General features: G+C 62.3%; 16 protein-coding genes and 1 pseudogene. 10 read left to right on the plus strand and 7 right to left on the minus strand.

The genetic code is table 11. The features are described 5' to 3' along the window. Positions 1-119: 119 nt before the first annotated feature. Both ASC85_RS05375 and recQ read right to left on the minus strand, forming a co-directional pair. Positions 120-554, minus strand: coding sequence for a MarR family transcriptional regulator (locus ASC85_RS05375; protein ID WP_003199001.1), 435 nt, complete (start codon positions 552-554; stop codon positions 120-122). A 118-nt stretch (positions 555-672) separates the two neighbouring features. After that, positions 673-2799, minus strand: a complete 2127-nt coding sequence (recQ, locus tag ASC85_RS05380) for a DNA helicase RecQ (protein WP_057448544.1) — start codon at positions 2797-2799, stop codon at positions 673-675. 432 nt (positions 2800-3231) lie between these two features. On the opposite strand from recQ, the gene ASC85_RS05385 reads away from it, so the two are divergent. Together ASC85_RS05385 and ASC85_RS05390 are read left to right on the plus strand one after the other, a co-directional pair. Next, entirely contained in the window at positions 3232-3819 is a 588-nt protein-coding gene (locus ASC85_RS05385; RefSeq protein ID WP_003198997.1) for a UPF0149 family protein, read from the plus strand. An 8-nt stretch (positions 3820-3827) separates the two neighbouring features. Further along, the gene (locus tag ASC85_RS05390) at positions 3828-4223 is read left to right on the plus strand and encodes a YbaN family protein (protein WP_057448545.1); all 396 of its coding nucleotides are present in this window, start codon (positions 3828-3830) and stop codon (positions 4221-4223) included. A gap of 250 nt (positions 4224-4473) precedes the next feature. Here the strand turns inward: ASC85_RS05390 and ASC85_RS05395 are convergent. Continuing rightward, positions 4474-8748: Ig-like domain-containing protein (locus ASC85_RS05395; RefSeq protein ID WP_236712325.1), on the minus strand; the 4275-nt coding region annotated here is incomplete at its 5' end. Position 8749: 1 nt separating this feature from the next. Then, positions 8750-10245 (minus strand): annotated as a pseudogene (locus tag ASC85_RS32925) (retention module-containing protein); the annotation flags it as partial. 14 nt (positions 10246-10259) lie between these two features. Here ASC85_RS32925 and ASC85_RS32055 point away from each other — a divergent pair. The 4 genes from ASC85_RS32055 to ASC85_RS05410 all read left to right on the plus strand — a co-directional run bounded on the left by ASC85_RS32055 (position 10260) and on the right by ASC85_RS05410 (position 15831). Next, on the plus strand, positions 10260-10514 hold the full coding sequence (locus ASC85_RS32055; protein ID WP_156395614.1) for a hypothetical protein: 255 nt from the start codon (positions 10260-10262) through the stop codon (positions 10512-10514). A 184-nt stretch (positions 10515-10698) separates the two neighbouring features. Continuing rightward, on the plus strand, positions 10699-12057 hold the full coding sequence (locus tag ASC85_RS05400) for a TolC family outer membrane protein (RefSeq protein ID WP_057448547.1): 1359 nt from the start codon (positions 10699-10701) through the stop codon (positions 12055-12057). Between the two features lie 31 nt (positions 12058-12088). After that, positions 12089-14248, plus strand: coding sequence for a type I secretion system permease/ATPase (locus ASC85_RS05405; protein WP_057448568.1), 2160 nt, complete (start codon positions 12089-12091; stop codon positions 14246-14248). A 218-nt stretch (positions 14249-14466) separates the two neighbouring features. Beyond that, positions 14467-15831, plus strand: a complete 1365-nt coding sequence (locus ASC85_RS05410) for an HlyD family type I secretion periplasmic adaptor subunit (RefSeq protein ID WP_018614410.1) — start codon at positions 14467-14469, stop codon at positions 15829-15831. Positions 15832-16032: 201 nt separating this feature from the next. On the opposite strand, the gene ASC85_RS05415 is transcribed toward ASC85_RS05410, so the two are convergent. Further along, positions 16033-16629: a tRNA-uridine aminocarboxypropyltransferase gene (locus ASC85_RS05415; RefSeq protein ID WP_057448548.1), complete on the minus strand. Its 597-nt coding sequence runs from the start codon at positions 16627-16629 to the stop codon at positions 16033-16035. 2 nt (positions 16630-16631) lie between these two features. Next, entirely contained in the window at positions 16632-17525 is an 894-nt protein-coding gene (locus tag ASC85_RS05420) for a LysR family transcriptional regulator (RefSeq protein WP_003184133.1), read from the minus strand. 311 nt (positions 17526-17836) lie between these two features. Here ASC85_RS05420 and speB point away from each other — a divergent pair, with 311 nt between their 5' ends. The 4 genes from speB (at position 17837) to ASC85_RS05440 (ending at position 22420) form a co-directional block, all read left to right on the plus strand. Further along, positions 17837-18787: an agmatinase gene (gene speB / locus ASC85_RS05425; protein ID WP_003198979.1), complete on the plus strand. Its 951-nt coding sequence runs from the start codon at positions 17837-17839 to the stop codon at positions 18785-18787. A gap of 9 nt (positions 18788-18796) precedes the next feature. Continuing rightward, complete coding sequence (locus ASC85_RS05430) at positions 18797-19204, plus strand: YybH family protein (RefSeq protein ID WP_057448549.1); 408 nt, start codon at positions 18797-18799, stop codon at positions 19202-19204. A 52-nt stretch (positions 19205-19256) separates the two neighbouring features. Continuing rightward, positions 19257-20768: a purine-cytosine permease family protein gene (locus ASC85_RS05435; RefSeq protein ID WP_057448550.1), complete on the plus strand. Its 1512-nt coding sequence runs from the start codon at positions 19257-19259 to the stop codon at positions 20766-20768. A gap of 263 nt (positions 20769-21031) precedes the next feature. Next, positions 21032-22420 (plus strand): sodium:solute symporter, encoded by a 1389-nt coding sequence (locus ASC85_RS05440; protein ID WP_057448551.1) that lies wholly within the window; start codon positions 21032-21034, stop codon positions 22418-22420. Between the two features lie 279 nt (positions 22421-22699). Here ASC85_RS05440 and ASC85_RS33440 read toward each other — a convergent pair whose 3' ends face one another. Beyond that, positions 22700-22828 (minus strand): PA1414 family protein, encoded by a 129-nt coding sequence (locus ASC85_RS33440; RefSeq protein ID WP_003198971.1) that lies wholly within the window; start codon positions 22826-22828, stop codon positions 22700-22702. Positions 22829-22869 lie beyond the last annotated feature (41 nt).

The raw sequence follows: 22869 nt of genomic DNA on the forward strand, positions 1-22869 counted from the left end.
GGGTATCCCTTTCGATTACCAGAACCAACCGCAGCGTAAACGCTCACAATAGGAACGCTTAGTACTGGTTATAGTTCGCTAACCGGCGAATCTCAAAAGTCTGACGCCAGGGATCTGCCTCAGGATTTTTCCAGGTTGGCCAGGATCGTACCGTGGACCCGCATGCACACGCGCATGTCCGCTTCGTCGACCCCTTCGAATAGCTCACGACGCAATTGCGTGGCAATGGTTTCAATTTGTTCGATCAACGGTAGGGCCGGTGCGCAGAGCACGATTTTCTTGGCCCGACGGTCCTCGGCCACGGCTTGGCGCTGCACCAGCCCCTGGGTTTCCAGGCTGTCGAGCAACCGGGCCAGTGTCGGGCCTTCGACGGCGACGCTCTGGGCCAATTCACGCTGGGTCGGCGCCTGTTCGAAACGGGCCAGGTGCAACAGCACCAGCCAACGCGCCTGGGACAGGCCCAGCCCGGCCAGGCGGCGATCCAGTTCGGCACGCCAGCCTCTAGACATTTGCGCCAACTGCATGCCAAAACGGTGTTGATCGGTTAACGGCATAAAAAAACTCATCAGATCTGAAATAGAGAAAAACTAATTATTAGTCAGCTAAGCATGAGCTTTGGATTCAAGCAAGGTTCACCTTGTACTGAATCGTTAAAGGCACGCAACTCACTGATCAGACTTCAAATTCCGACTGCAATGCAGCCCTGACGCAGTACAGCACGCCTTCGGGAACCCGTCCGACAAACAGTGCGGCGACTTCAGACACTGGGGGTAACTCACCTTCGCCATCCAGGAACGCGTCCTGTACCTCGCCCATCAGTTCCTCGGGCAGATCCAGCGCCTGCTCCAGGGACAACTGCTGTTTGCCAATGGCTTCGGCCAGCATCGTGTAGACGTTCTTTTCCGAGCACTGCAGTTGCCCGGCGATCTGCAATGGCGTCATGCCGGCCCGGGCCAGCGTGATGAGTTCGTGGCGTACATCGGCCACTACTTTCGGTGCCTCGGCCTCGCCACCCAGGACCTGGAGGAAGGCCTCGCCATACCGCTCCAGCTTACGCGCGCCCACGCCACTGACCCGGGCCATTTCCGCCAGGGAGGTGGGCTGGCTGCGGAGCATTTCCAGCAGCGTCGAGTCGGGGAAGATGACGTACGGCGGCACGCCGTGCTCCTCGGCCAGCTTGCGCCGCAAGGTGCGCAAGGCTTCCCACTGATCGCGTTCTTCGCCACGCACCAGTTGGCTGGCCTGGCTCTTGCTGCTCTTGACCGCCGTTGCCGGCTTGAGGTCGCGACGCAGTTCGAGGGAGACCTCACCTTTGAGCAACGGCCGGCACGTCGCACTCAGGCGCAGGCCGCCGTAGCCTTCCAGGTCTATGTCGGCCAGACCGCGGGCCACCAGTTGTCGGAATAATGAACGCCACTCACCCTCGGTGCGCGCCTTGCCCACGCCGAACACCGACAGGTGCTGGTGGCCAAAGCTGCGGACCTTCTCGTTGTCCTTGCCCAGTAACACGTCCACCAGATGCCCGACACCGTAGCGCTGGCCGGTGCGGAAAATCGCCGACAAGGCCTGGCGAGCCGGCTCGGTGGCGTCCCAGGTTTCCACGCCATCGACGCAGTTGTCGCAATGCCCGCAAGGCTGGGGCATGTCTTCGTCAAAATAGGCCAGCAGGGTCTGGCGACGGCAGCGGGTTTCTTCGCACAGCGAGAGCATCGCGTCGAGCTTGTGCTGCTCCAGGCGCTTGTGGCGCTCATCGCCTTCGGAGTTCTGCAGCATCTGCTTGAGCATCACCACGTCTTGCAGGCCGTAGGCCATCCAGGCGTCGGCCGGCAAGCCATCACGGCCGGCACGCCCGGTTTCCTGGTAATACGCCTCGAGGGACTTGGGCAGATCCAGGTGCGCGACAAAACGCACGTTGGGCTTGTCGATGCCCATGCCGAACGCAATGGTGGCCACCATGATCAGGCCTTCCTCGTTGAGGAAGCGCTTCTGGTGATAGGCCCGCAGGTCGTTGGGCAGGCCAGCGTGATACGGCAACGCCGGGAACCCCTGCTCACACAGGAACGCCGCCACTTCATCGACCTTTTTGCGCGACAGGCAGTAGACGATGCCGGCATCGCTGCGGCGCTCGGCGAGGAACGCCAGCAACTGCTTGCGCGGCTGCTCCTTGGGTACGATGCGGTAGAAAATATTCGGACGGTCGAAGCTGGACAGGAAGCGCTCGGCGTTCTGTAAATGCAGGCGCTCGACGATTTCCTCCCGGGTGCGCTTGTCGGCGGTGGCGGTCAGGGCGATACGCGGCACGTCGGGGAACAGTTCCGCCAACTGCCCCAGTTGCAGGTATTCACGACGGAAATCATGGCCCCATTGGGACACGCAGTGGGCTTCGTCGATGGCGAACAGGGCAATTTCCAGGCTCTGCAGGAACGCCAGCATGCGCGGCTGCACCAGGCGTTCCGGGGCCAGGTACAACATCTTCACTTCGCCGCGCTTGATGCGTGTCGCCAGGTCCCGCTGTTGCTCGGCGCTGAGGGTGGAGTTCAGCGAAGCAGCGGCAACCCCCAGCTCCTCGAGGGTCGCGACCTGGTCGTCCATCAATGCAATCAGCGGCGAGACCACCACGGCCAGGCCGTTGCGCAACAGCGCCGGGACCTGGAAGCACAAGGATTTGCCGCCGCCGGTTGGCATGAGCACCAGGGCATCGCCACCGCTGGCCACGCGCTCAATAATGGCACCCTGGCGGCCACGGAAACTGTCGTAGCCGAAGATGTCCTTGAGGACGCGTTGAGCCTGTTCGAGCATAGAAACTCCAAAAATCACCGAAACATCCCTGCAAGGCTGGTTCAGAATCACAAACGCTGCACCGGCAAATCGTAAGTGTGCGTTTCGAACCGGCGGGACGCCGCAGGGCATCACAAAACGCGGCAGTATACCCGAGGCCTTCGTTGCAAAGGGGGCTGCTGACCAGAGGCGATCATGTAGGCGATTGCACGCCATGCGCCCTGTAGGAGCTGCCGAGTGCAACGAGGCTGCGATCTTTCCCCTGCCAACTGTGTCTAAAGCGAACAACCAACAGAGCAAGGTCAAGATCAAAAGATCGCAGCCTTCGGCAGCTCCTACAGGTATCGCGGCCCGCCCGTGCGCCCAAGTCGAGGCAAATACGCCACGCGGCTGGCCTGGGCGCTCAAGAAGGCCTAGAATTCCCGCATTGTTTATTCCCCAAGGTAGCCCGTAATGTCCTTCGCTGAGCAACTGACCCGCCTGCAAGTCTTCCTCGACGCCGATGAGCTGCACGAAGAGGCGCTGGACTACGTGGCCGCTCACGGCTATCTGACCGCCCTGTCGATCTGCGCAGAAACGGTGCCGGACCGTGAGTGGATCGACGCCCTGTTCGCCGAAGAGCCGCATTACAGCGACGAAGCCCAGCGTGCCGAAATCGAAGCCACGCTGGTCGGCCTCAAGGCCCACATCGCCCGCCAACTGGCCTCCGACGAAGAATTCGAACTGCCGTGCGACCTGGACCTGGGCGATGACCCGGACGATTCGGAATTGCGTGGCTGGTGCATCGGCTTCATGGAAGGCGTGTTCCTGCGCGAAGCCGCCTGGTTCGAAACCGCCGAAGAGGAAGTCAGCGAAATGCTGCTGCCGATCATGGTCGGTTCCGGCCTGTTCGACGAGCAACCGGAATTTTCCGACATTGCCGCCGACGCCAACCTGATGGACGACATGATCGTCCAGATCCCCGAAGCCCTCACGGCCCTGTACCTGCTGTGCAACGCACCGGACGAGAAACCGGCGATCCTCAAGCCTCGCCACCACTGAGTGACCGGGTGCCCTCGCCTGTCGGCAATCGCCCGCTGATCCTGCGTTACGTTCTGTTGGCCATCGGCTGGCTGAGCGTAGTGCTGGGGGTCATCGGCATCTTCGTACCCGTTCTGCCCACCACCCCTTTCCTGCTCCTGGCGGCGGCCTGTTTCGCCCGCAGCTCGCCACGCTTCTACCAATGGCTGGTAGAACATCCCCGCCTCGGCCCGTGGATCCGCGACTACCTCAGCGGCAACGGCATCCCGCTCAAGGGCAAGGTCTATGCCATCGGGCTGATGTGGGCGAGCATCCTCTTTTCCTGCTACCTGGTGCCCCTGCCGTGGGCCCGGGGGTTCATGCTCACCAGTGCGGTGCTGGTAACGGTTTATATCCTCAAGCAGAAGACATTGCGCAAACCCTGAGCCTCCACTGTGGCGAGGGAGCTTGCTCCCGCTGGGCTCTGTAGGAGCTGGCGAAGCCTGCGATCTTTTGATCTTGATCTTGATCTTGATCTTGATCTTTCACTCCAGACTCAATTGGCAGTGGAAAGATCGCAGCCTCGTTGCACTCGACAGCTCCTACACAGCCGAGCGGGAGCAAGCTCCCTCGCCACAATGACAAAACCCGTCATGTCCAGACTGGACATGACGGGTTTTGTCGTTTCAGCTCAACTCACACCGTGTCCACCTTCAAGGAATGATCGTTGAGCATTCCGTTGATGATGGTCGCCGTATCCGCCCCGCCCGCGATCATCCCGTCCACACCCGGCGTGACGCCATAGTGGCTGGCAAGGTTGACGCCGGCCAGGTCGATGGTCTGGTTCGGCGTGGCACCGGCAATGGCACTGACATCGATACTGGTGACGACTGACCCACCGCTGCCGCTCACGCTGAAATGCAGGTAATCATCCAGTGACGCGGTGCTGCCGTTCTCCCCTTGCAACAACTGGGACAGATCGAGTTTGTCGATGCCGGGCGCGAAGTCCGTGATCACGTCGTGGCCGCTGTTGCCTGCCTGCCATTGGAAGGTATCGGCACCGCTACCGCCGGTCAGGGTGTTGTTGCCCAGGCCGCCGATCAGCAGGTCATCACCGCCACCGCCATTGAGCACGTCATGGCCCAATCCGCCGTTGATGCGGTTGCTGGCGCTGTCACCGGTGAGGGTATCGTTGAAGTTCGAACCGACCAGGTTTTCGATGCCTGTCAGGGTATCGGTGCCAGCGCCCACGGTGTTCTGCGCCGCCAACAATCCCAGGTTCACCGTGACCCCGGCGGTGGCGTGGGCATAGCTCGCAGTGTCGTTGCCCGTACCACCGTCGAGCAGGTCGTTGCCCGCGCCGCTGTAGAGCAAGTCATTGCCTGCCTCACCGTGCAGGGTATTGTTGCCCGAGCCTGCGCTGAGGATGTCGTTGCCATCGCCGGCATTGAGGGTGTTGTCACCGTTGCCGGCAATCAGCACATCGTCCCCGGTGGTGCCGGTCAAGGTATGGCCCGACTGATAGCTGATATCTACCGCCGCGCTGTCACTGCCACCGTGGTTGTCACTGGCGGTGTAGCTGCCGTGGTAATCCGGTGTTTTGTCCTGCGCCCCGGCATAGTCGACGGTCAGGGTCAGTTGATAGTTTTCCGCAGCGTTGGAATTACCGCCGCCGGGATTGGGGATGTTGGTGACGTGGATCTGGTAGTTGCCATCCGCCGCCGCAGTGAACGAGGCGCCGTCGCTGATGGCAATGAAAGGCCCGCCGTTGAGTGAATACTCCATCGCAATGCGACCGGCCGAAAGGTTGTGGTCCAGAGTGAGGGTTTCGCCCTGCTTGAGGCTGATGTTGAGCCGATCTTCATCGTTGGCGTTGTTGTTGGACACCATCCCCAGCGCGCCGCTGACCACCAGCATCGCCGTCATGCTCGCGGTATTGGCGACAAAGGCACTGCGGCTGAGGTTGATCGACTGCACGTTGTTGCCGGTGAAACTGACCGCGCCGGTGCTGCCGGTGAAGTCCCCGCCTTTGGCGCTCCAACCGGTATTGAAACTGGTGGGTGACGCGGTGAGCGGATCGCCGTTGGCGTCGCTGTCGTTACCCAGCAGCAACTCACCCGGGATCACGATGTTGCCTGACAGCACGTTGGTGATGATGTTGTCGTCGACAGCGATCGGCGGGCTGTCGGGCACGACGTTGATCACCAGGTTGGAACTGGCCAGGTCGCCATCGTTGTCGCTGACGGTGTAGCCGATGTGCTCGGTGATCAAGGTGCTGGTGGCGGTCTGGGAGGTGTAGCTGAACGCACCGGTATCAAGGTTGACCACCAGGGTACCGTCATGGGCAGTGGCGATGCTCAGTGTGTTGGTGGTTGTATTGAAGCTGCCGTGGTTGACCCCGCCACTGGCGCTCAGTGCACCGTGGCCACCGTTGGCCGCCGGGTCGTAGCTGTACGTGGTGCCATCGACCACCAGGCTTTTGACAAACCCGCCATCGGCGCCGAACGAACCGCCTTCGCCCAGCAGGTTGCCGGTAACCGGCGCGCCTTGCACCGTGCCGGAGAGCACCGAATTGAGTTGGTTCAGGTCGGTGACCACCACGGCGTTGGTGTTGGTATGAGCGCTGCCGTCGTAGGCCAGCGGGTCGAGGTAGTCGTTACTGACACCGTCGCCCAGGCCAATGGCGTAGTTCTTGATGCCATTGGAATCAAGGAAGGCTTTCCACGCCGCCTCGTCTGCCGTGCCGGTTTCCAGGCCATAATTGGGCTTGCCGTCCGAAAAGAAGTAGCCGATGTTCTGCGCGCCAGTCAGTTGCCCGGACGTGACGAACGCGGTCTTGGCCGTCGCCACTGCCGCGTCGTAGTTGGTCCCGCCGTCCGCCGACAGGCTGGAGAGAAGCGACTTGGCGGTCGCCACGTCGACCCACACCGAAGTCTGGTCGGTGGCACTGCTGCTGAACGTCACGAGCTGGACTTTCACATCCCCCAGGTCATCGTATTTATCGAGCAAGGCGCTGATCGCCTGTTTCGCCAGATCCAGCCGCGAAAGCCCCGGCACACCGGAGTCATCGGCCATGCTGCCGGACACGTCGAGCACGATCAGCAGGTTCGAATCGATCTCCACCGCGGTGACCGAACGCTCGGACGCAGCGGCCTTCGGTACATCATCGACGATGCTGACCACCAGGCTGCCGGTGGTGCTGTTGCCCAGGGAGTCCGTGGCCTGATAGGTGAAGCTTTCGCTCAGCGCATTCGGGCCATCGTTGGCATGGGGCGTGGTCGTGGCGGGCGACGTCAGGGTGTAGGTGTAGGAACCGTCCGAGTGGAGCAGCAACTGGCCGTAGGCGCCGCTGGCGTTGCCCACCAGAGTATAAGTGACGGCGCCAGTGGCACCGCTGACTGACCCGACCAAGGTGCCGCTGGCGGTTTCGCTGGTAGCGCTCGGGTCGCTGCCGGTGACGGTACCGGGGGCCAGGTCCTGGCCGTCCTGGGTCAGGTCGAGGGCTTTTTCGTAGACAGTAATGTCGTGGTCGGTTTCTGCGACGAGGCAGCTGTTGTGCACGTCAATGGTGAGGGTGGTGGTGCTTTCATCACCATCGGCGTCGCGCACGGTGTAGGTGAACACATCGGTGGCACCCGCGGCGCCGACTGCGTCAGGGTTGCTGTGATAGACGGCGTTGCCGTTGGCGTCCAGGGTCAGGTAGCCGTAGGTGCCGTTGATCTGGGTGTTCAGGCCGCCGACGGCAGGGTTCGAGGTGTCATTGCCGGCGCGCACGCCGATCACCATGCCGCCGTCCGCGCCAAGCACGTCGTTGTCCAGCACGTTGCCGTTGACCGTGCCGCCCTCCACCACCGAGGCGAAATCGGCATGGGCGTTGGGCACATCGTCGACGATGTCGATGACGATGGTGCTGGTAACGGTGTTGCCCAACGAGTCCGTGGCCTGGTAGGTGAAGCTTTCGCTCAACACGTTCGGGTCATCGTTGGCGTTAGGCGTGGTGGAGGCTGGCGAGGTCAGGGTGTAGGTGTAGGAGCCGTCGGGCTGAAGCGACAGTTGGCCGTAGGCACCGTTGGCGTTGCCCACCAGCGCGAAGGTCACTGCGCCAACGGCACCGCTGATCGAGCCGACAAGGCTGCCACTGGCGGTCTCGCTGGTGGCGCTCGGGGCGCTGCCGGTGACGGTGCCAGGGGCCAGGTCCTGGCCGTCCTGGTTCAGGTCGAGGGCTTTTTCGTAGACGCTGATTTCGTGGTCGGGTGTGGCGACGAGGCAGATATCGTGGACATCGATGGTGATGGTGGTGGTGCTTTCGTCGCCATCGGCGTCACGCACGGTGTAGGTGAACACATCGGTCGCACCCGGGACGCTGACAGTGTTCGGGTTGCTGTGATAGACGGCGTTGCCGTTGGCGTCCAGGGTCAGGTAGCCGTAGGTGCCGTTGATCTGGGTGTTCAGGCCGCCAATCGCCGGAGTCGAGGTGTCGTTGCCTGCACGCACACCGATCACGGCACCACTCGCAGCCGGTCCGTCGGCACCACCTTCGTCGTTGTTCAGGACGTTGCCACTGACCGTCCCGCCCTCATCCACCGAGGCGGAGTCGGCATGGGCGGTCGGCAGGTCATCAACGATGTTCACGTCCAGGTTGCCGTTGGCGGTGGTGCCGTTGTCGTCAGTGGCGACTACGGCGAATTGTTCGCTGAGGCTGTTGGCGCCGTTGGCGTTTGGATGAGCTTCATTGTCCAGCAAGGTGTAGCTGTAGCTGACCACGCCGGTGGTGGCGTTGTAGCCGGTGATGGTCAGCGTATTGCCGAGTGCGGTGGTAATCGATTGTGGGAAACCAGCCGCCACGCCACCGGTGACGACGTTAATGCCGCCGACGCTCAAGGTCTGCACACCGTCCAACGCAGTCACGGTGAATGTACCGCTTTGAGTCAGGGCCGATGCATCCGGACTGCTGCCATCGCTGAGGTTTTTNCCAGCCGCCACGCCACCGGTGACGACGTTAATGCCGCCGACGCTCAAGGTCTGCACACCGTCCAACGCAGTCACGGTGAATGTACCGCTTTGAGTCAGGGCCGATGCATCCGGACTGCTGCCATCGCTGAGGTTTTTTTCCTGCAGCGATAGCTCACCACCTTCAGCATCAAGGCCCACCAACACCACTGGGTCGTCGTTGTTATGCACCTGCAGCACCAGGTTCGCGGTGCTGGTATCACCGTCGGCGTCGGTCAGCGTGTACGTGAACGTCTCGGTGCCGCTGCCCCCGCCATGCAGCGCGACGAATTGCGGGTCGCTGGTGTCCAGGGTGTAGGTGTACGTGCCGTTGGGGTTGAGCACCAGGGTGCCGTAGGTGCCGGTGAACGTTCCGCCGATGATCGGCCCGCTGTCGGGACCGGTGGGGATCCGGTCGGCGCCCTGATGGTCGTTGGGCAATACGTTGCCGGTGAGGGTTACCAGGGTTTCCGACGCCGTGTTGGCGTGGCTGTCGTCGATCGCCTGGGGCACGTCATCGGTAATGTTGACGTCCAGGGTGCCAGTGGCCGTGTCACCGTCGGTGTCGACGGCCACCACCGGGAACTGCTCGGTGATGCTGTTGGCACCGCCACCGGCAGGATGGGTTTCGTTGTCCGTCAGGGTGTAGGTGTAACTGACCACCCCCGTGGCCGGGTCATAGCCGGTGATGGTCAACGTGTTGCCCAGCGCCGAAGTGATGGTTTGAGGGAAGCCCGCGGGCACGCCGCCGCTGATCACGTTGATACCGCCGATGCTCAGGCTGCTCAGCCCGTCAGGCGCGGAAACCGTGAAGGTGCCATTTTGCACCAGCGCCCCCGGATTGCTGGCCGAACCATCGGCCAGATTGGCTTCGTTGGTGGTCAGCTCACCGCCCTCGACATCAACCCCGTCGAGGGTCACTGGGTTATCCGGTGTCACCGGCGGCACGGTTGCATCGTCGCCCGTGTTGTCCGGATCGCCGGCCAGGCGCAGCTGTGGAAACTCGGGAATCCCGTTGAACCCGGCCGTCGGAAAACCGATCTGCGGATCGACCTCCCCACCGACTTCTTCCAGCAGCACAAAACTGTGCCCGCCGCCCACGCCCCCCGGGTTGCCACCCTCGGGGCCGGCGGCCGTGGCTTCACCGGTCTGGGTCGGGTCGGCACCGGCGGCGATGGCTTGCTGCAGCTTTTGCACATCGGTCAGTTGCGCGTTACTCGGTGTCGCCGCGTCAGGCGTGTCGACATGAGGCGCATGGTTGGCGAGCAACTGCGGGGTAAGAGTCAGGTTGCTTCCGCGGCCCAGAGTCAACGTCTGGCCGTTCTGCATATGAACAGCCACGGCCCCTTCGGCACCGGTGACCAGGTGTTCGCCGGCATAAAGCCGATCGCCTTCGACCAGAGGCCGCCGCAGGCCACCGACCGCTTCTGCGAAAACTTGCCCGACCACTTTGCTGACGATACCGATGAGCGCTGCCATGTGCATTTCCTCCGTTGCCGACCGCAATCGGCACCTGTCTGGGTGAAGAATCCGTCCTCAGGTTTGGCGACCAAAAGCTGGAAAATCTGCCAGCTTTCGTGAAAGCAGAAGGTGCTGGCAATTCGCCTAAACGACAAAAAACCGTCACCAAAAACCACTTCACAGATCGCTCTTTCGACACTTCTTCACGTTGCTTAAAAATCTGCATGGAACTTTTATTGACGCCTAAAAGCCGTCAGAACCCGCATATTCAAAGGCTTTCGCTTTGAACAATGTGCCGGTTTTTTTTAAGCACATAAGTTTTTTTCGGCATAAGCCTTATGAGAAATTCTTCTTAGCTTTTGCTCAGGATGTTCTTAGCTGTGTTGTTACAAGGTTGAAACGGTTTTGATCTTAAACACGTCAATATTTTGGCGACAAGCGAAGCACTACAGACCTCAGGAGATGCACCCCATGCGCGTTCTAACCCCCCTCTGCAGCGCGGTTTTGCTGGCCATGGCCTGCTCTTCTCAGGCGCAGGCCATGTCCCTGACCGAAGCGATCCAGAGCACCATTGCCACTCACCCAGAGCTGGCACAACGGGTGGACAGCCGTCTGTCGGCCAATGAAGACGTCAAGGTCGCCCGAGGGGGCTTTTTCCCGTCGGTGGATTTGAATGCCGGTTACGGTCGTGGCTATAGCGACAACACCAACACCCGGGCCTTGGGCAATCACCACACCAATATCCTGACCTACACCCAATCGGAGCTGCGCCTGCGGCAGATGATCTTCGACGGGTTCAACACCGCCAATGAAGTGCAGCGCACCCAGGGCGTGGTCAACTCCCGGGCCTACTACGCCCAGGGCACCGCCCAGGATCTGGCGCTGCGCACCATCGAGGTCTACCTGGAAGTGCTCAAGCGTCGCGAGTTGGTGACCCTGGCCAAGAACAACCTGCAGGCGCATCTGCGGGTCAACGACCAGATCGGCCTGCGCACCGAGCGTGGGGTGGGCAGCACCGCCGACTCCGACCAGTCCAACGCCCGTCGGGCCCTGGCGGAAAACAACTACGACACCGCCCAGGTCGACCTGGCCGACGCCGAGGCGAACTTCTACAGCGTGGTCGGGCGCATGCCCGATGAACTGGAAGCGCCGCCCTCGACCAAAGGCGAAATGCCCGCCGACCTGCGCGAAGCCCAGCAAAGCATGGTGGATAACAACCCGTACCTGAAATCGGCCCAGGCCGACATACAGTCCGCCGAGAGCCAGTACGAAGTGGCGAAGTCGCCGTTCTACCCACGCTTCGACGCCGAGGCGGCGGTGGGTGCCAATAACAACATCGGTGGCGAAGAAGGCCATGACAACAACTGGCGGGTCGGCGTGGTGATGAACTACAACCTGTTCCGCGGTGGCAGCGACAAGGCGCGGCTGGCGTCCAACGCCCACCAGATCAACCAGGCCATGGACATCCGCAACAATGCCCTGCGCCAGCTCAACGAAGACACGCGCCTGGCCTGGAACGCGATGCTCAACGCCCGCAAACAAACCCCCACCGCCCGCGAATACGCCGAAACCACTTCCCGCGTGCGCGCCGCCTACCAGGATCAGTTCGGTCTCGGCCAGCGCACCCTGCTCGACCTGCTCGACAGCGAAAACGAGCTGTACAACGCCAACCGTCGCTACACCGAGGTGCGTTACACCGAGGAATACTCGATGTACCGAGTGCTGGCGAACATGGGCCTGCTGTTGCACAAGCAACGGATCGTGCTGCCGGCCGATGCGGTCGCTCAGACCGAAGTCAAGAACCAGGCTCGGCTGCCGGAACTGAAGTAGCCCCCCTCAAAAAAATATGGGAGCAACCGACGTGACCAGCATGGAACCCGCAACCCCGAGCGCTGATCCGCGCCTGAATTTCGATGATCCCTTGCTGGACGGTCTGTTGATCCTCTGCAAACTCCATGGTGCGACGGTCAGCCGCGCCAGCCTCAGCGCCGGGCTTCCTATGGCGCACCAACGCTTGAGCCTGGACCTGCTGCCACGCGCAGCAGCCCGGGCAAGCTTGCAGGCGCGGCTGTTGCGTCGTGAGCTGGCGGATATTTCCCCCCTGAACCTGCCGGTGATGCTGATCCTGGCGGGCGGCCGCTGTGCGGTCTTGCGACGCTGGGGCGAGGACGGCAAGGCGCTGATCCTGCCCAGCGAAGCCGACGGCGGCGAGCAGTGGGTCAGCCGCGAGGAACTGACCCTCGACTACAGCGGCCAGGCGTTGTTCGCCCGGCCGCGCCATGAACTCGAAGACCTGCGCGCGCCCCTGGTGCCGCGGGTCGAGGCGTGGTTTCGCGACACCTTGAAACTGTCGCGCTGGCTGTACAGCGACGCAATCCTGGCGAGCTTCCTGATCAACCTGCTAGGCCTGATGGTGCCGCTGTTCGTGATGCAGACCTACGACCGCGTGGTGCCGAACCAGGCTACGTCGACCTTGTGGGTACTGGCCGTGGGGTTGTTGATCGGCACCGGTTTCGAATTGGTATTGCGGGTGGTACGCGCCCATCTGCTGGACACCGCTGGCAAAAAAACCGACGTGATTCTCTCCGCCACCCTGTTCGAGCGCATCACCGGCATGGCGATGAAGGCCAAGCCAGTGACAATCGGCGGCTTCGCCCAGAGCATCCACGACTTCCAGGGCCTGCGCGAATTCCTCACGGCGGTGACGCTCACCAGCCTGATCGACCTGCCCTTCGCCCTGCTGATGCTGGTGGTGATCGGCCTGCTGGGCGGTTGGCTGGTGGTGATTCCCGTGGTGGCGTTTCCGATCACCATTGTCTTCGCGATGATCATCCAGGCGCGCCTGCGCGACACCGTGGAAAAAAGCCTCGCCCTCGGCGCCCAGCGCCAGGCCCTGCTGATCGAAACCCTCGGCGGCCTGGAAACCCTCAAGGCCTGCAGCGCCGAGAGCGAGCGCCAGCATCAATGGGAAAGCACCCACGGCGCCCTCACCCGCCTGGACAGCCACGCGCGCAACCTCTCGGCACTGGCGACCAACGGCACGTTGTTCCTGCAACAACTGGCGGGCATGGCGACCATCGTCGCCGGGGTCTACAGCATCATCGCCGGCAACCTCAGCGTCGGCGCGCTGGTGGCGACCTACATGCTCGGCAGCCGGGTGCTCGCCCCGCTCGGGCAGATCGCCGGGCTGATCACCCGTTACCAGCAAGCCCAGCTCACCATGCGCAGCACCGATGCTTTGATGGCGTTGCCCCAGGAACGTGACGCCAAGCAGCGGCCCCTGGATCGCACCCAATTGCAGGGCGCGCTGGACGTCAACGGCGTGACATTCCATTACAACGGCCAGAATGCCCCGGCGCTGGCCAATATCAGTTTCAGCCTCAAACCCGGTGAACGGGTCGGGATCATCGGCCGCAGTGGCTCGGGCAAGAGCACCCTGGCGCGCCTGGTGATGGGTTTCTACGCGCCGGAGGAAGGCCAGTTGCTGCTCGACGGCCTCGACCTGCGGCAACTGGACGTCGCCGACCTGCGCCAACAGATCGGCTACGTCGCCCATGACCTGCCGCTGCTGGCCGGCAGCCTGCGGGACAATCTCACCTTGGGCGCCCGCTACGTCAGCGACGCGCGCATGTTGGAAGTGGCGGAACTGACCGGTGTCACAGAACTGGCGCGCCAACATCCCCAAGGCTTCGACCGCCCGGTGGGCGAGCGCGGGCAACTGCTCTCCGGCGGCCAACGCCAGGCCGTGCTGCTGGCCCGGGCCTTGCTGCTCGACCCGCCGATCCTGTTGCTGGACGAACCCACCAGCGCCATGGACAACAGCAGCGAAGACGTCTTGCGGCAGAAGCTGCATACCCATGTACAGGGCAAGACCGTGCTGCTGGTCACCCACCGCACCTCGATGCTGAGCCTGGTGGACCGCCTGGTGGTGCTGGATAACGGCCGGATCGTGGCCGATGGCCCGAAAGAGGCGGTGATCGATGCGCTGCGCAAGGGCCGGGTGGGCTCCGCGGCAGTCTAGAAACAACACAGCAACCTGTGGGAGCAAGGTTTGTGTGGGAACAGGTTTGTGTGGGAGCAGGGCTTGCCCGCGATGAAGCCGATGCGGTCTCACTGGAACCGAGGCGCCTGTATCGCGGGCAAGCCTTGCTCCCACAAAAGCCTTGCTCCCACAGATAACCCTCTCAAGCCACAGGTATGTTTTCGGCTTTATTTTCTCTAACCAACGGGTACCGCCCCATGTCTGCTCAAACACCGGATTCAGCCGCCCGAAGCTACTTCGGCAGTTTCAGCAAAAGCGCCGAAAGCGAGTTCATGCCGGAAACCGCCGGCGCCACGCTGCAGGATTCTCCCCGCCGCTCGCGGGTGACCGTGTGGCTGGCCGCCGGGTTGATCATCACCGGACTGGTGTGGGCGAAGTTCGCGGTGTTGCAGGAAGTCACCACCGGCGAAGGCAAGGCGATTCCGTCGAGCAAAATCCAGGTGATCCAGAACCTGGAGGGCGGCATCGTCACTGAGATATTCGTGCGTGAAGGCCAGATGGTGAACAAGGGCGACACCCTGCTGCGCCTGGACGACACGCGGTTCCTGTCGAACAAGGGCGAGAGCGAGGCCGACCGCTATGCCTTGACCGCCCAGGTCGAACGCCTGTCGGCCGAGGCCGAGGGCCGGCCGTTCAATCTTTCGGCCGAGGTCATCGCCAAGGCCCCGCAAGTCGCCGAGGACGAGCGCTCACTGTACGAACAACGCCAGCGGCGCCTGGCCAGCGAACAACGCACCCTGACCGAACAACTTCGGCAGAAGACCCAGGAGTTGGCGGAGTTTCGCTCCAAGCAAGGCCAGTTCAGCTCGGCCCTGGCCTTGCTGCAAGAAGAAATGAACATGTCCGCCCCGCTGGTGCGCACCGGGGCAGTGTCTCCGGTGGAGATCCTGCGGCTCAAACGCAGCGCGGTGGAAATTCGCGGCTCGCTCAACGCCACCACCCTGGCCATTCCCCGGGCCGAATCGGCGATCAACGAGATCAAGAGCAAGATCGACGAATCGGAACAGACCTTTCGCTCCGAAGCAGCCAAGGACCTCAACGAGAAACGCACCGAACTGTCGAAAATCACCGCCTCGAGCATCGCCATCGACGACCGCGTGACCCGCACCACCGTCGTCTCGCCGGTGCATGGGGTGATCAAGCAACTGAAGGTCAACACCATCGGCGGCGTGGTGCAGCCGGGCAACGACATGGTGGAAATCGTGCCCCTGGAAGACAACCTGCTGATCGAAGCCAAGGTCCGCCCTCAGGACGTGGCGTTCCTGCACCCAGGCCAGAAAGCCATGGTCAAATTCAGTGCCTATGACTACACGATCTACGGCGGGATGAGCGCCAAGCTCGAACTGATCGGCGCCGACACCATCACCGACGACAAGGGCAACAGCTTCTACCTGATCCAGGTGCGTACCGATAAAAATCACTTGGGTGGGGATGCCAAACCGTTGTTGATCATTCCGGGAATGGTCGCGACGGTGGACATCATTACCGGGGAGAAAAGTGTGTTGGATTACTTGCTCAAGCCGGTATTGAAGGCGCGGACCGAGGCGATGCGCGAGCGCTGATCCGAATTTACCTCGACCCCGTGGCGAGGGAGCTTGCTCCCGCTGGGCTATGTAGGAGCTGGCGAAGCCTGCGATCTTTTGATCTTGATCTTTCGCGTGAGATTCAAGTGGCTGGGGAAAGATCGCAGCCTCGTTGCACTCGACAGCTCCTACACAGCTCCTACAGCCGAGCGGGAGCAAGCTCCCTCGCCACAGGGGCCTCTAAACCCCTCCATGGTTCTTCTGGTAAGTCTCCTCCCCCATCGCCGCTATCTGCCCCTCGATCAACGCCTCGAACGGCCTCAGCAACGGCTCGAAGCTCGCTGGCGCCTCAAGCACCTGCAACGCCTGGACAACTGCCTCCACCGTCGACAACGCCCCCGGCCCTGGCGCCTTGCGCAAACGATAACGAGACACCCCGCCCTCGGCCAATGTCACCCTCGGCAGCGCCGCCAGCAGCGGGTTGAGGTGCAACAGCTTGCGCGCCTTGCGCCAGGTGCCGTCGGGCACGACCAGCAGCAACGGCTCATCGCAGGGCGCATGGACCTGCAGTGGCTGGGCATCGTCAGCCGGAAACAACAACCGCGCCTGATAACCCGGCTGATTGAGCAACCTGGGCAAATCCTCGAACACCTCGCCCACGATCAGTTCAGCGTTGTTAAGCCCCAACGCCGCCAAGCGGGCGGTGTTCAAGGCATGGTTCACTTCGCTGGGATGCTGCAACAGCAAGACGCGGGTGCGGCTTTCGAGGCTGGGGATTAACGGGCACAGACAGTGGCTTTGCGGCCTGAGGCAACGCGGGCATTGAGTTCTGGACATGGTCAGGCCTGATTCAGTTGAGCTTTGAGCAAATCGCGGAAGGTCTGGATCAGCGGCTCGCGGCTGCGACCACGGCGCACGATCATCGAAAACGGCGCCTGATAGCCGAAGGTCGCCGGCAGCAGCACGCGCAAGTCGCCCTTGTCGACCCAGGCCTGGGCGTAGTGCTCGGGCAGGTAGCCGACGTAGGCGCCGGACAACACCAGGATCAACTGCGCCTCCATGCTCTCCACTGTCGCCGCGCTGTGCTTGAAGCCATGGCGAGCCAGTTCGGCCTGGCTCCAGTAACCGCGCCCGACCATGCGCTGCTGGGTGATGACCTGCTCGGGGATGCGCCGCTCGTTGAACAACGGGTGGCGGTTGCTGCAATACAACCAGTGCTGCTCACGGTACAGCGGCATGTAGACCAGCCCGCTCATGCGCGTGGAAAACGCACCGATGGCCAGGTCCAGGCGGTTGTCCTGCACACCGAGTTGCAACTCGTAAGGGCTCATGACCGACAGGTGCAAATGCACCGCCGGATGCTCCTGGCTGTAGGCACCGATGGCTTCGGCGAACGGCAAGGCCTTGTCGCTGACGGTGGAGTCGATCACCCCCAGGTTCAAGGTGCCGCGCAGCTCACCCTTGAGCGCTGCCGCGTACTGCTCGAACCCTTCGAGCTCGCCCAACAGGCGCAAGGTTTCCTGATGGAACAACTCGCCCTTGCTGGTCAGGCTGAACCCGCCCCGGCCGCGATGACACAACACCAGGCCCAGGGCCGACTCAAGTTGGCTCATGTAGGTACTGATGGCCGACGTGGACAGGTTGAGCTCGTGCTGGGCATTGGCGAACCCCTGGTGCCGGACCACGCTGACGAAAATGCGCAGCAGTTTCAGGTCGGGTAGAGCGTTGGCCATGGGGTCTCCAAAATACAAACAGGACACTGCAAACTTTGTGGCGAGGGAATTTATCTGTGGGAGCAAAGCTTGCTCGCGATACAGGCGCCTCGGTTCCAGAGGAAACCGCATGAACCTCATCGCGGGCAAGCCTTGCTCCCACAGGCTTGCACCCACCATTTAACCTCAACATATCAATCGCGAGTTTATCGCCCCACCCGCCATTAGTTTAGAAAAATCTGAACTAAGTATTTGCCCCTAGCGATTCTTCCCATCCCACGCTTTTCGCAGAATCGGCCCCTGATAAATAAAACAACGATGAGGCCCTACCCGTGGACAAGATTCTTCACCAACCACTGGGCGGCAACGAAATGCCGCGCTTCGGCGGCATCGCCACCATGATGCGACTCCCCCATTTGCAAACCGCTGCCGGCCTGGACGCTGCGTTCGTCGGCGTGCCGCTGGACATCGGCACCTCCCTGCGCGCCGGCACCCGTTTCGGGCCGCGGGAGATCCGCGCCGAATCCGTGATGATCCGCCCCTACAACATGGCCACTGGCGCCGCGCCATTCGACTCGCTGTCGGTGGCCGACATCGGCGACGTGCCGATCAACACCTTCAACCTGCTGGACGCGGTGCGGATCATCGAAGAGTCGTACCACAAGATCCTCGAACACAATGTCATCCCCCTGACCCTGGGCGGCGATCACACCATCACCCTGCCGATCCTGCGGGCCATCCACAAGAAACACGGCAAGGTCGGCCTGGTGCACATCGACGCCCACGCCGATGTGAACGACCACATGTTCGGCGAGAAGATCGCCCACGGCACCACCTTCCGCCGCGCCGTGGAAGAAGGCCTGCTCGATTGCGACCGCGTGGTGCAGATCGGCCTGCGGGCCCAGGGCTACACCGCCGATGATTTCAACTGGAGCCGCAACCAGGGTTTCCGTGTGGTCCAGGCCGAAGAGTGCTGGCACAAATCCCTGGCCCCGCTGATGGCCGAAGTGCGTGAGAAAGTCGGCGGCGGCCCGGTGTACCTGAGCTTCGACATCGATGGCATCGACCCGGCCTGGGCCCCTGGCACTGGCACCCCGGAAATCGGCGGCCTGACCACCATCCAGGCGATCGAAATCGTCCGTGGCTGCCAGGGCCTCGACCTGGTCGGTTGCGATCTGGTAGAAGTCTCGCCGCCGTACGACACCACCGGCAACACCTCGCTGCTGGGCGCCAACCTGCTGTACGAGATGCTCTGCGTACTGCCTGGCGTGGTTCATCGCTGAGGTGCGCCCATGAACGACCAGGACCAGGTGCTCCAGGCCGCCGCAAATTTGGTGTCGGCCTTCGCCCGCAATGACCGTGACGCCTACTTCGGCGCGTTCACCGCCGATGCGAGTTTCGTGTTCTACACCCTCGAACAGCCCCTGCTGTCCCGCGATGCCTACCTGGCGTTGTGGGATCGCTGGCGGTCCGAGGATGGCTTCGAGGTGCTCAATTGCACGTCAAGCAACGCCTTCGTCAGCCTGCAAGGAGACGTGGCGATTTTCATCCATGACGTGGCCACCGAGCTGCGCATGCAAGGGGAGCTTCACTTTAGCCAGGAGCGCGAAACCATTGTGTTTCGCCAAGAACAACAAGGCCTATGGCTGGCCTGTCACGAACATTTGTCCGCAATGCCGGAAGGGCTGCCATCCCCTTAGCAACAGGCGACATTCACACACGATGAATGCGCCTCGATGATCGGAGCAGATCATGAATAACAATAACGATAAAAGCCTTACGCACATTGAAACCAACGGGGTCGAACAGATTCCCGACCACGAACGCAGCGCCGGTCCGGGCGACCTGTTTCGCCTGATTTTCGGCGGCGCCAACACCTTCGCCACCGCCGTGCTTGGCAGTTTCCCAGTGCTGTTCGGCCTGTCATTCCAGGCCGGGGTCTGGGCCATTGTGCTGGGCGTCCTGGTGGGTTCGATCATTCTTGCGCCGATGGGCCTGTTCGGCCCGCTCAACGGCACCAACAACGCCGTTTCTTCCGGAGCACACTTCGGCGTGCACGGGCGAATCGTCGGCTCGTTCCTGTCGTTGCTGACCGCCATCGCGTTCTTCTCGCTGTCGGTGTGGAGTTCGGGGGACGCGTTGATCGGCGGCGCCAAGCGGCTGATCGGCGTGCCAGAGACCGACCTGAGCCTGGGCCTGGCCTACGGCCTGTTCGCCCTGCTGGTCTTGACGGTGTGCATCTACGGCTTCCGCTTCATGCTGTGGGTCAATCGCATCGCCGTATGGGCCGCCAGCCTGCTGTTTTTGCTGGGCATCCTGGCTTTCGCACCGACCTTCGACAGCCAGTTCGCCGGCACCGTCAGCCTCGGCCAGCCGGGCTTCTGGGCGGCATTTATCGGCGCGGCGCTGGTGGCCATGAGCAACCCGATTTCCTTCGGTGCGTTCCTCGGTGACTGGTCGCGCTACATCCCTCGCAACACGCCCAAGCGCCGCATCATGCTGGCCGTGATCGCTGCGCAACTGGCGACGTTGATCCCGTTCCTGTTCGGCCTCGCCACCGCCACCATCGTGGCGATCAAGGCGCCGGACTACATCGCGGCCAACAACTACGTGGGCGGATTGCTGGCGGTTTCGCCGAGCTGGTTCTTCCTGCCGGTGTGCCTGATCGCGGTGATCGGCGGCATGTCCACCGGCACCACGTCGCTGTATGGCACCGGCCTGGACATGTCCAGCGTGTTTCCACGGGTGCTGTCGCGGGTCAAGGCGACGCTGCTGATCGGGGTGCTGTCGATTGTCTTCATCTTCATCGGACGCTTCGCCGCGAACCTGGTGCAGAGCGTCTCGACCTTCGCCGTGCTGATCATCACCTGCACCACGCCGTGGATGGTGATCATGATCATCGGCCTGCTGGTGCGCCGTGGCTTCTACTGCCCGGATGACCTGCAAGTGTTCACCCGCGGCGAAACCGGCGGACGCTACTGGTTCAGCCACGGCTGGAACTGGCGCGGCCTGGGGGCATGGATCCCCAGCGCGCTGGTGGGGTTGTGCTTCGTCAACCTGCCGGGGCAATTCGTCGGGCCGCTGGGAGAACTGGCTGGTGGGATCGACATCAGCCTGCCGGTGACCCTGGGCCTGGCCTCGGTGGTGTACCTGGTACTGCTGAGCCTGTTTCCAGAGCCGGCGGCGGTATATGGGCCAGGGGATCCGCGGAGCAAGGGCGCTTCGGTGCCCATCGATAAACCCGCCCTCAGGCAAACCGCCTGATCCGAGCAAACGAAATACCTGTGGCCAGAGATTGCTCCCGCTGGGTCGCGCCCGTAGGAGCTGTCGAGTGCAACGAGGCTGCGATCTTTCCCCAGACACTTGAATCTCAAGCGAAAGATCAAAGGATCGCAGGCTTCGCCAGCTCCTACAGAGCCCAGCTGGAGCAATCTCTGGCCACAAAAGCGCGTTCGCACTGAGGCTGCAGTGCCAGGGACAGCACCGCCTCGTCCCATACAAAAAAAGACAATCGGAGACACGCCACCATGGCTTTGGACTTAATCGTCGTTCTTCTCTACGCCACCGGCATGATCGCCCTCGGCTGGTACGGCATGCGCCGCGCCAAGACCCGTGACGACTATCTGGTCGCCGGGCGCAACCTCGGCCCGGGCTTCTACCTGGGCACCATGGCCGCCACCGTATTGGGTGGTGCGTCCACCATCGGCACCGTGCGCCTGGGCTACGTCTACGGTATTTCCGGATTCTGGCTGTGCGGCGCCATCGGCCTGGGCATCGTCGGCCTCAGCCTGTTCCTCGCCAAGCCGTTGCTCAAGCTCAAGATCTACACCGTGACCCAAGTGCTGGAGCGCCGCTACAACCCGGCCGCGCGCCAGGCCAGTGCGTTGATCATGCTGGTTTATGCGCTGATGATCGGCGCCACCTCGACCATCGCCATCGGCACCGTGATGCAGGTGCTGTTCGGCTTGCCGTTCTGGGTGTCGATCCTGGTGGGCGGTGGCGTGGTGGTGCTGTATTCCACCATCGGCGGCATGTGGTCGCTGACCCTCACCGACATCGTGCAATTTCTGATCATGACCGTTGGCCTGGTGTTCCTGCTGATGCCGATGTCCATCGTCGATGCCGGCGGCTGGGACGCAATGGTGGCGGCCTTGCCGGCCAGCTACTTCGATTTCACCGCGATTGGCTGGGACACCATCCTCACCTACTTCCTGATCTATTTCTTCGGCATCTTCATCGGCCAGGACATCTGGCAGCGGGTGTTCACCGCTCGCAGCGAAGGCGTGGCCAAAGTGGCTGGCACCGCCGCCGGCCTGTACTGCGTGCTGTATGGCCTGGCCGGTGCGTTGATCGGCATAGCGGCCAAGGTGTTGCTGCCGGACCTGGAAAACGTCAACAACGCCTTCGCCAGCATCGTCCAGACCAGCCTGCCCAATGGCATTCGTGGATTGGTAATCGCCGCGGCCCTGGCGGCCTTGATGTCCACCGCCGCAGCGGGCCTGCTCGCCGCGTCCACCACCGTCGTCCAGGACTTGCTGCCCCGTCTGCGCCAGGGCCGTGAGAGTGGCAATGGCGACGTCCACGAGAACCGCATCGCGACCCTGCTGATGGGGGCGGTGGTGTTGGTGATCGCCCTGGTGGTCAGCGACGTCATCAGCGCCCTGACCCTGGCCTACAACCTGTTGGTGGGCGGCATGCTGATCCCGCTGATCGGCGCCATCTACTGGAAACGCGCCACCACCGCTGGCGCAATCACCAGCATGTCGCTGGGCTTCCTGACCGCGCTGCTCTTCATGCTCAAGGACGGCCTGGACGCCAACACGCCGATCTACTACAGCCTGAGCGTGGCGCTGGTGAGTTTTGTGTTGGTGAGCTTGTTGTCGCCACGGCCGAAGGTGGTGGCCAAGGTGGTTTGACCGATACGACACAGCACCCGAGGCGAGGGAACATGCGCTCGCAGGATTACGGCCCGTAGGAGCTGTCGAGTGCAACGAGGCTGCGATCTTTCCACTGACAATTGAGTCGAGAGCGAAAGATCACGATCAAAAGATCGCAGGCTTCGCCAGCTCCTACAGAGTCCAGCGGGAGCAAGCTCCCTCGCCACAGGATTCACATCGCCAATAAAAAAGATCGCAGTTCCGGGCCATCTCAATTGAAATGGTCCGCAACTGCGATCTCTCCAACTCCTGGTGGGTTTACCGGCGGCGCGGTTGGCGGCGGCGTTGCTCATCATCGGTGCGGATCGGTACCGGTTGCATCGGTGGCTCGATCAGGCCAAGCGCGACACCCAGGTCGTGAAGCCAATTCTGGATTTTCTCTTTCATCGTGGTGCCCCCTCAGGGTGGTACGAGCGGCAAATTACTGT

Source organism: Pseudomonas sp. Root401 (assembly GCF_001425105.1).
Taxonomy (GTDB): domain Bacteria; phylum Pseudomonadota; class Gammaproteobacteria; order Pseudomonadales; family Pseudomonadaceae; genus Aquipseudomonas; species Aquipseudomonas brassicacearum.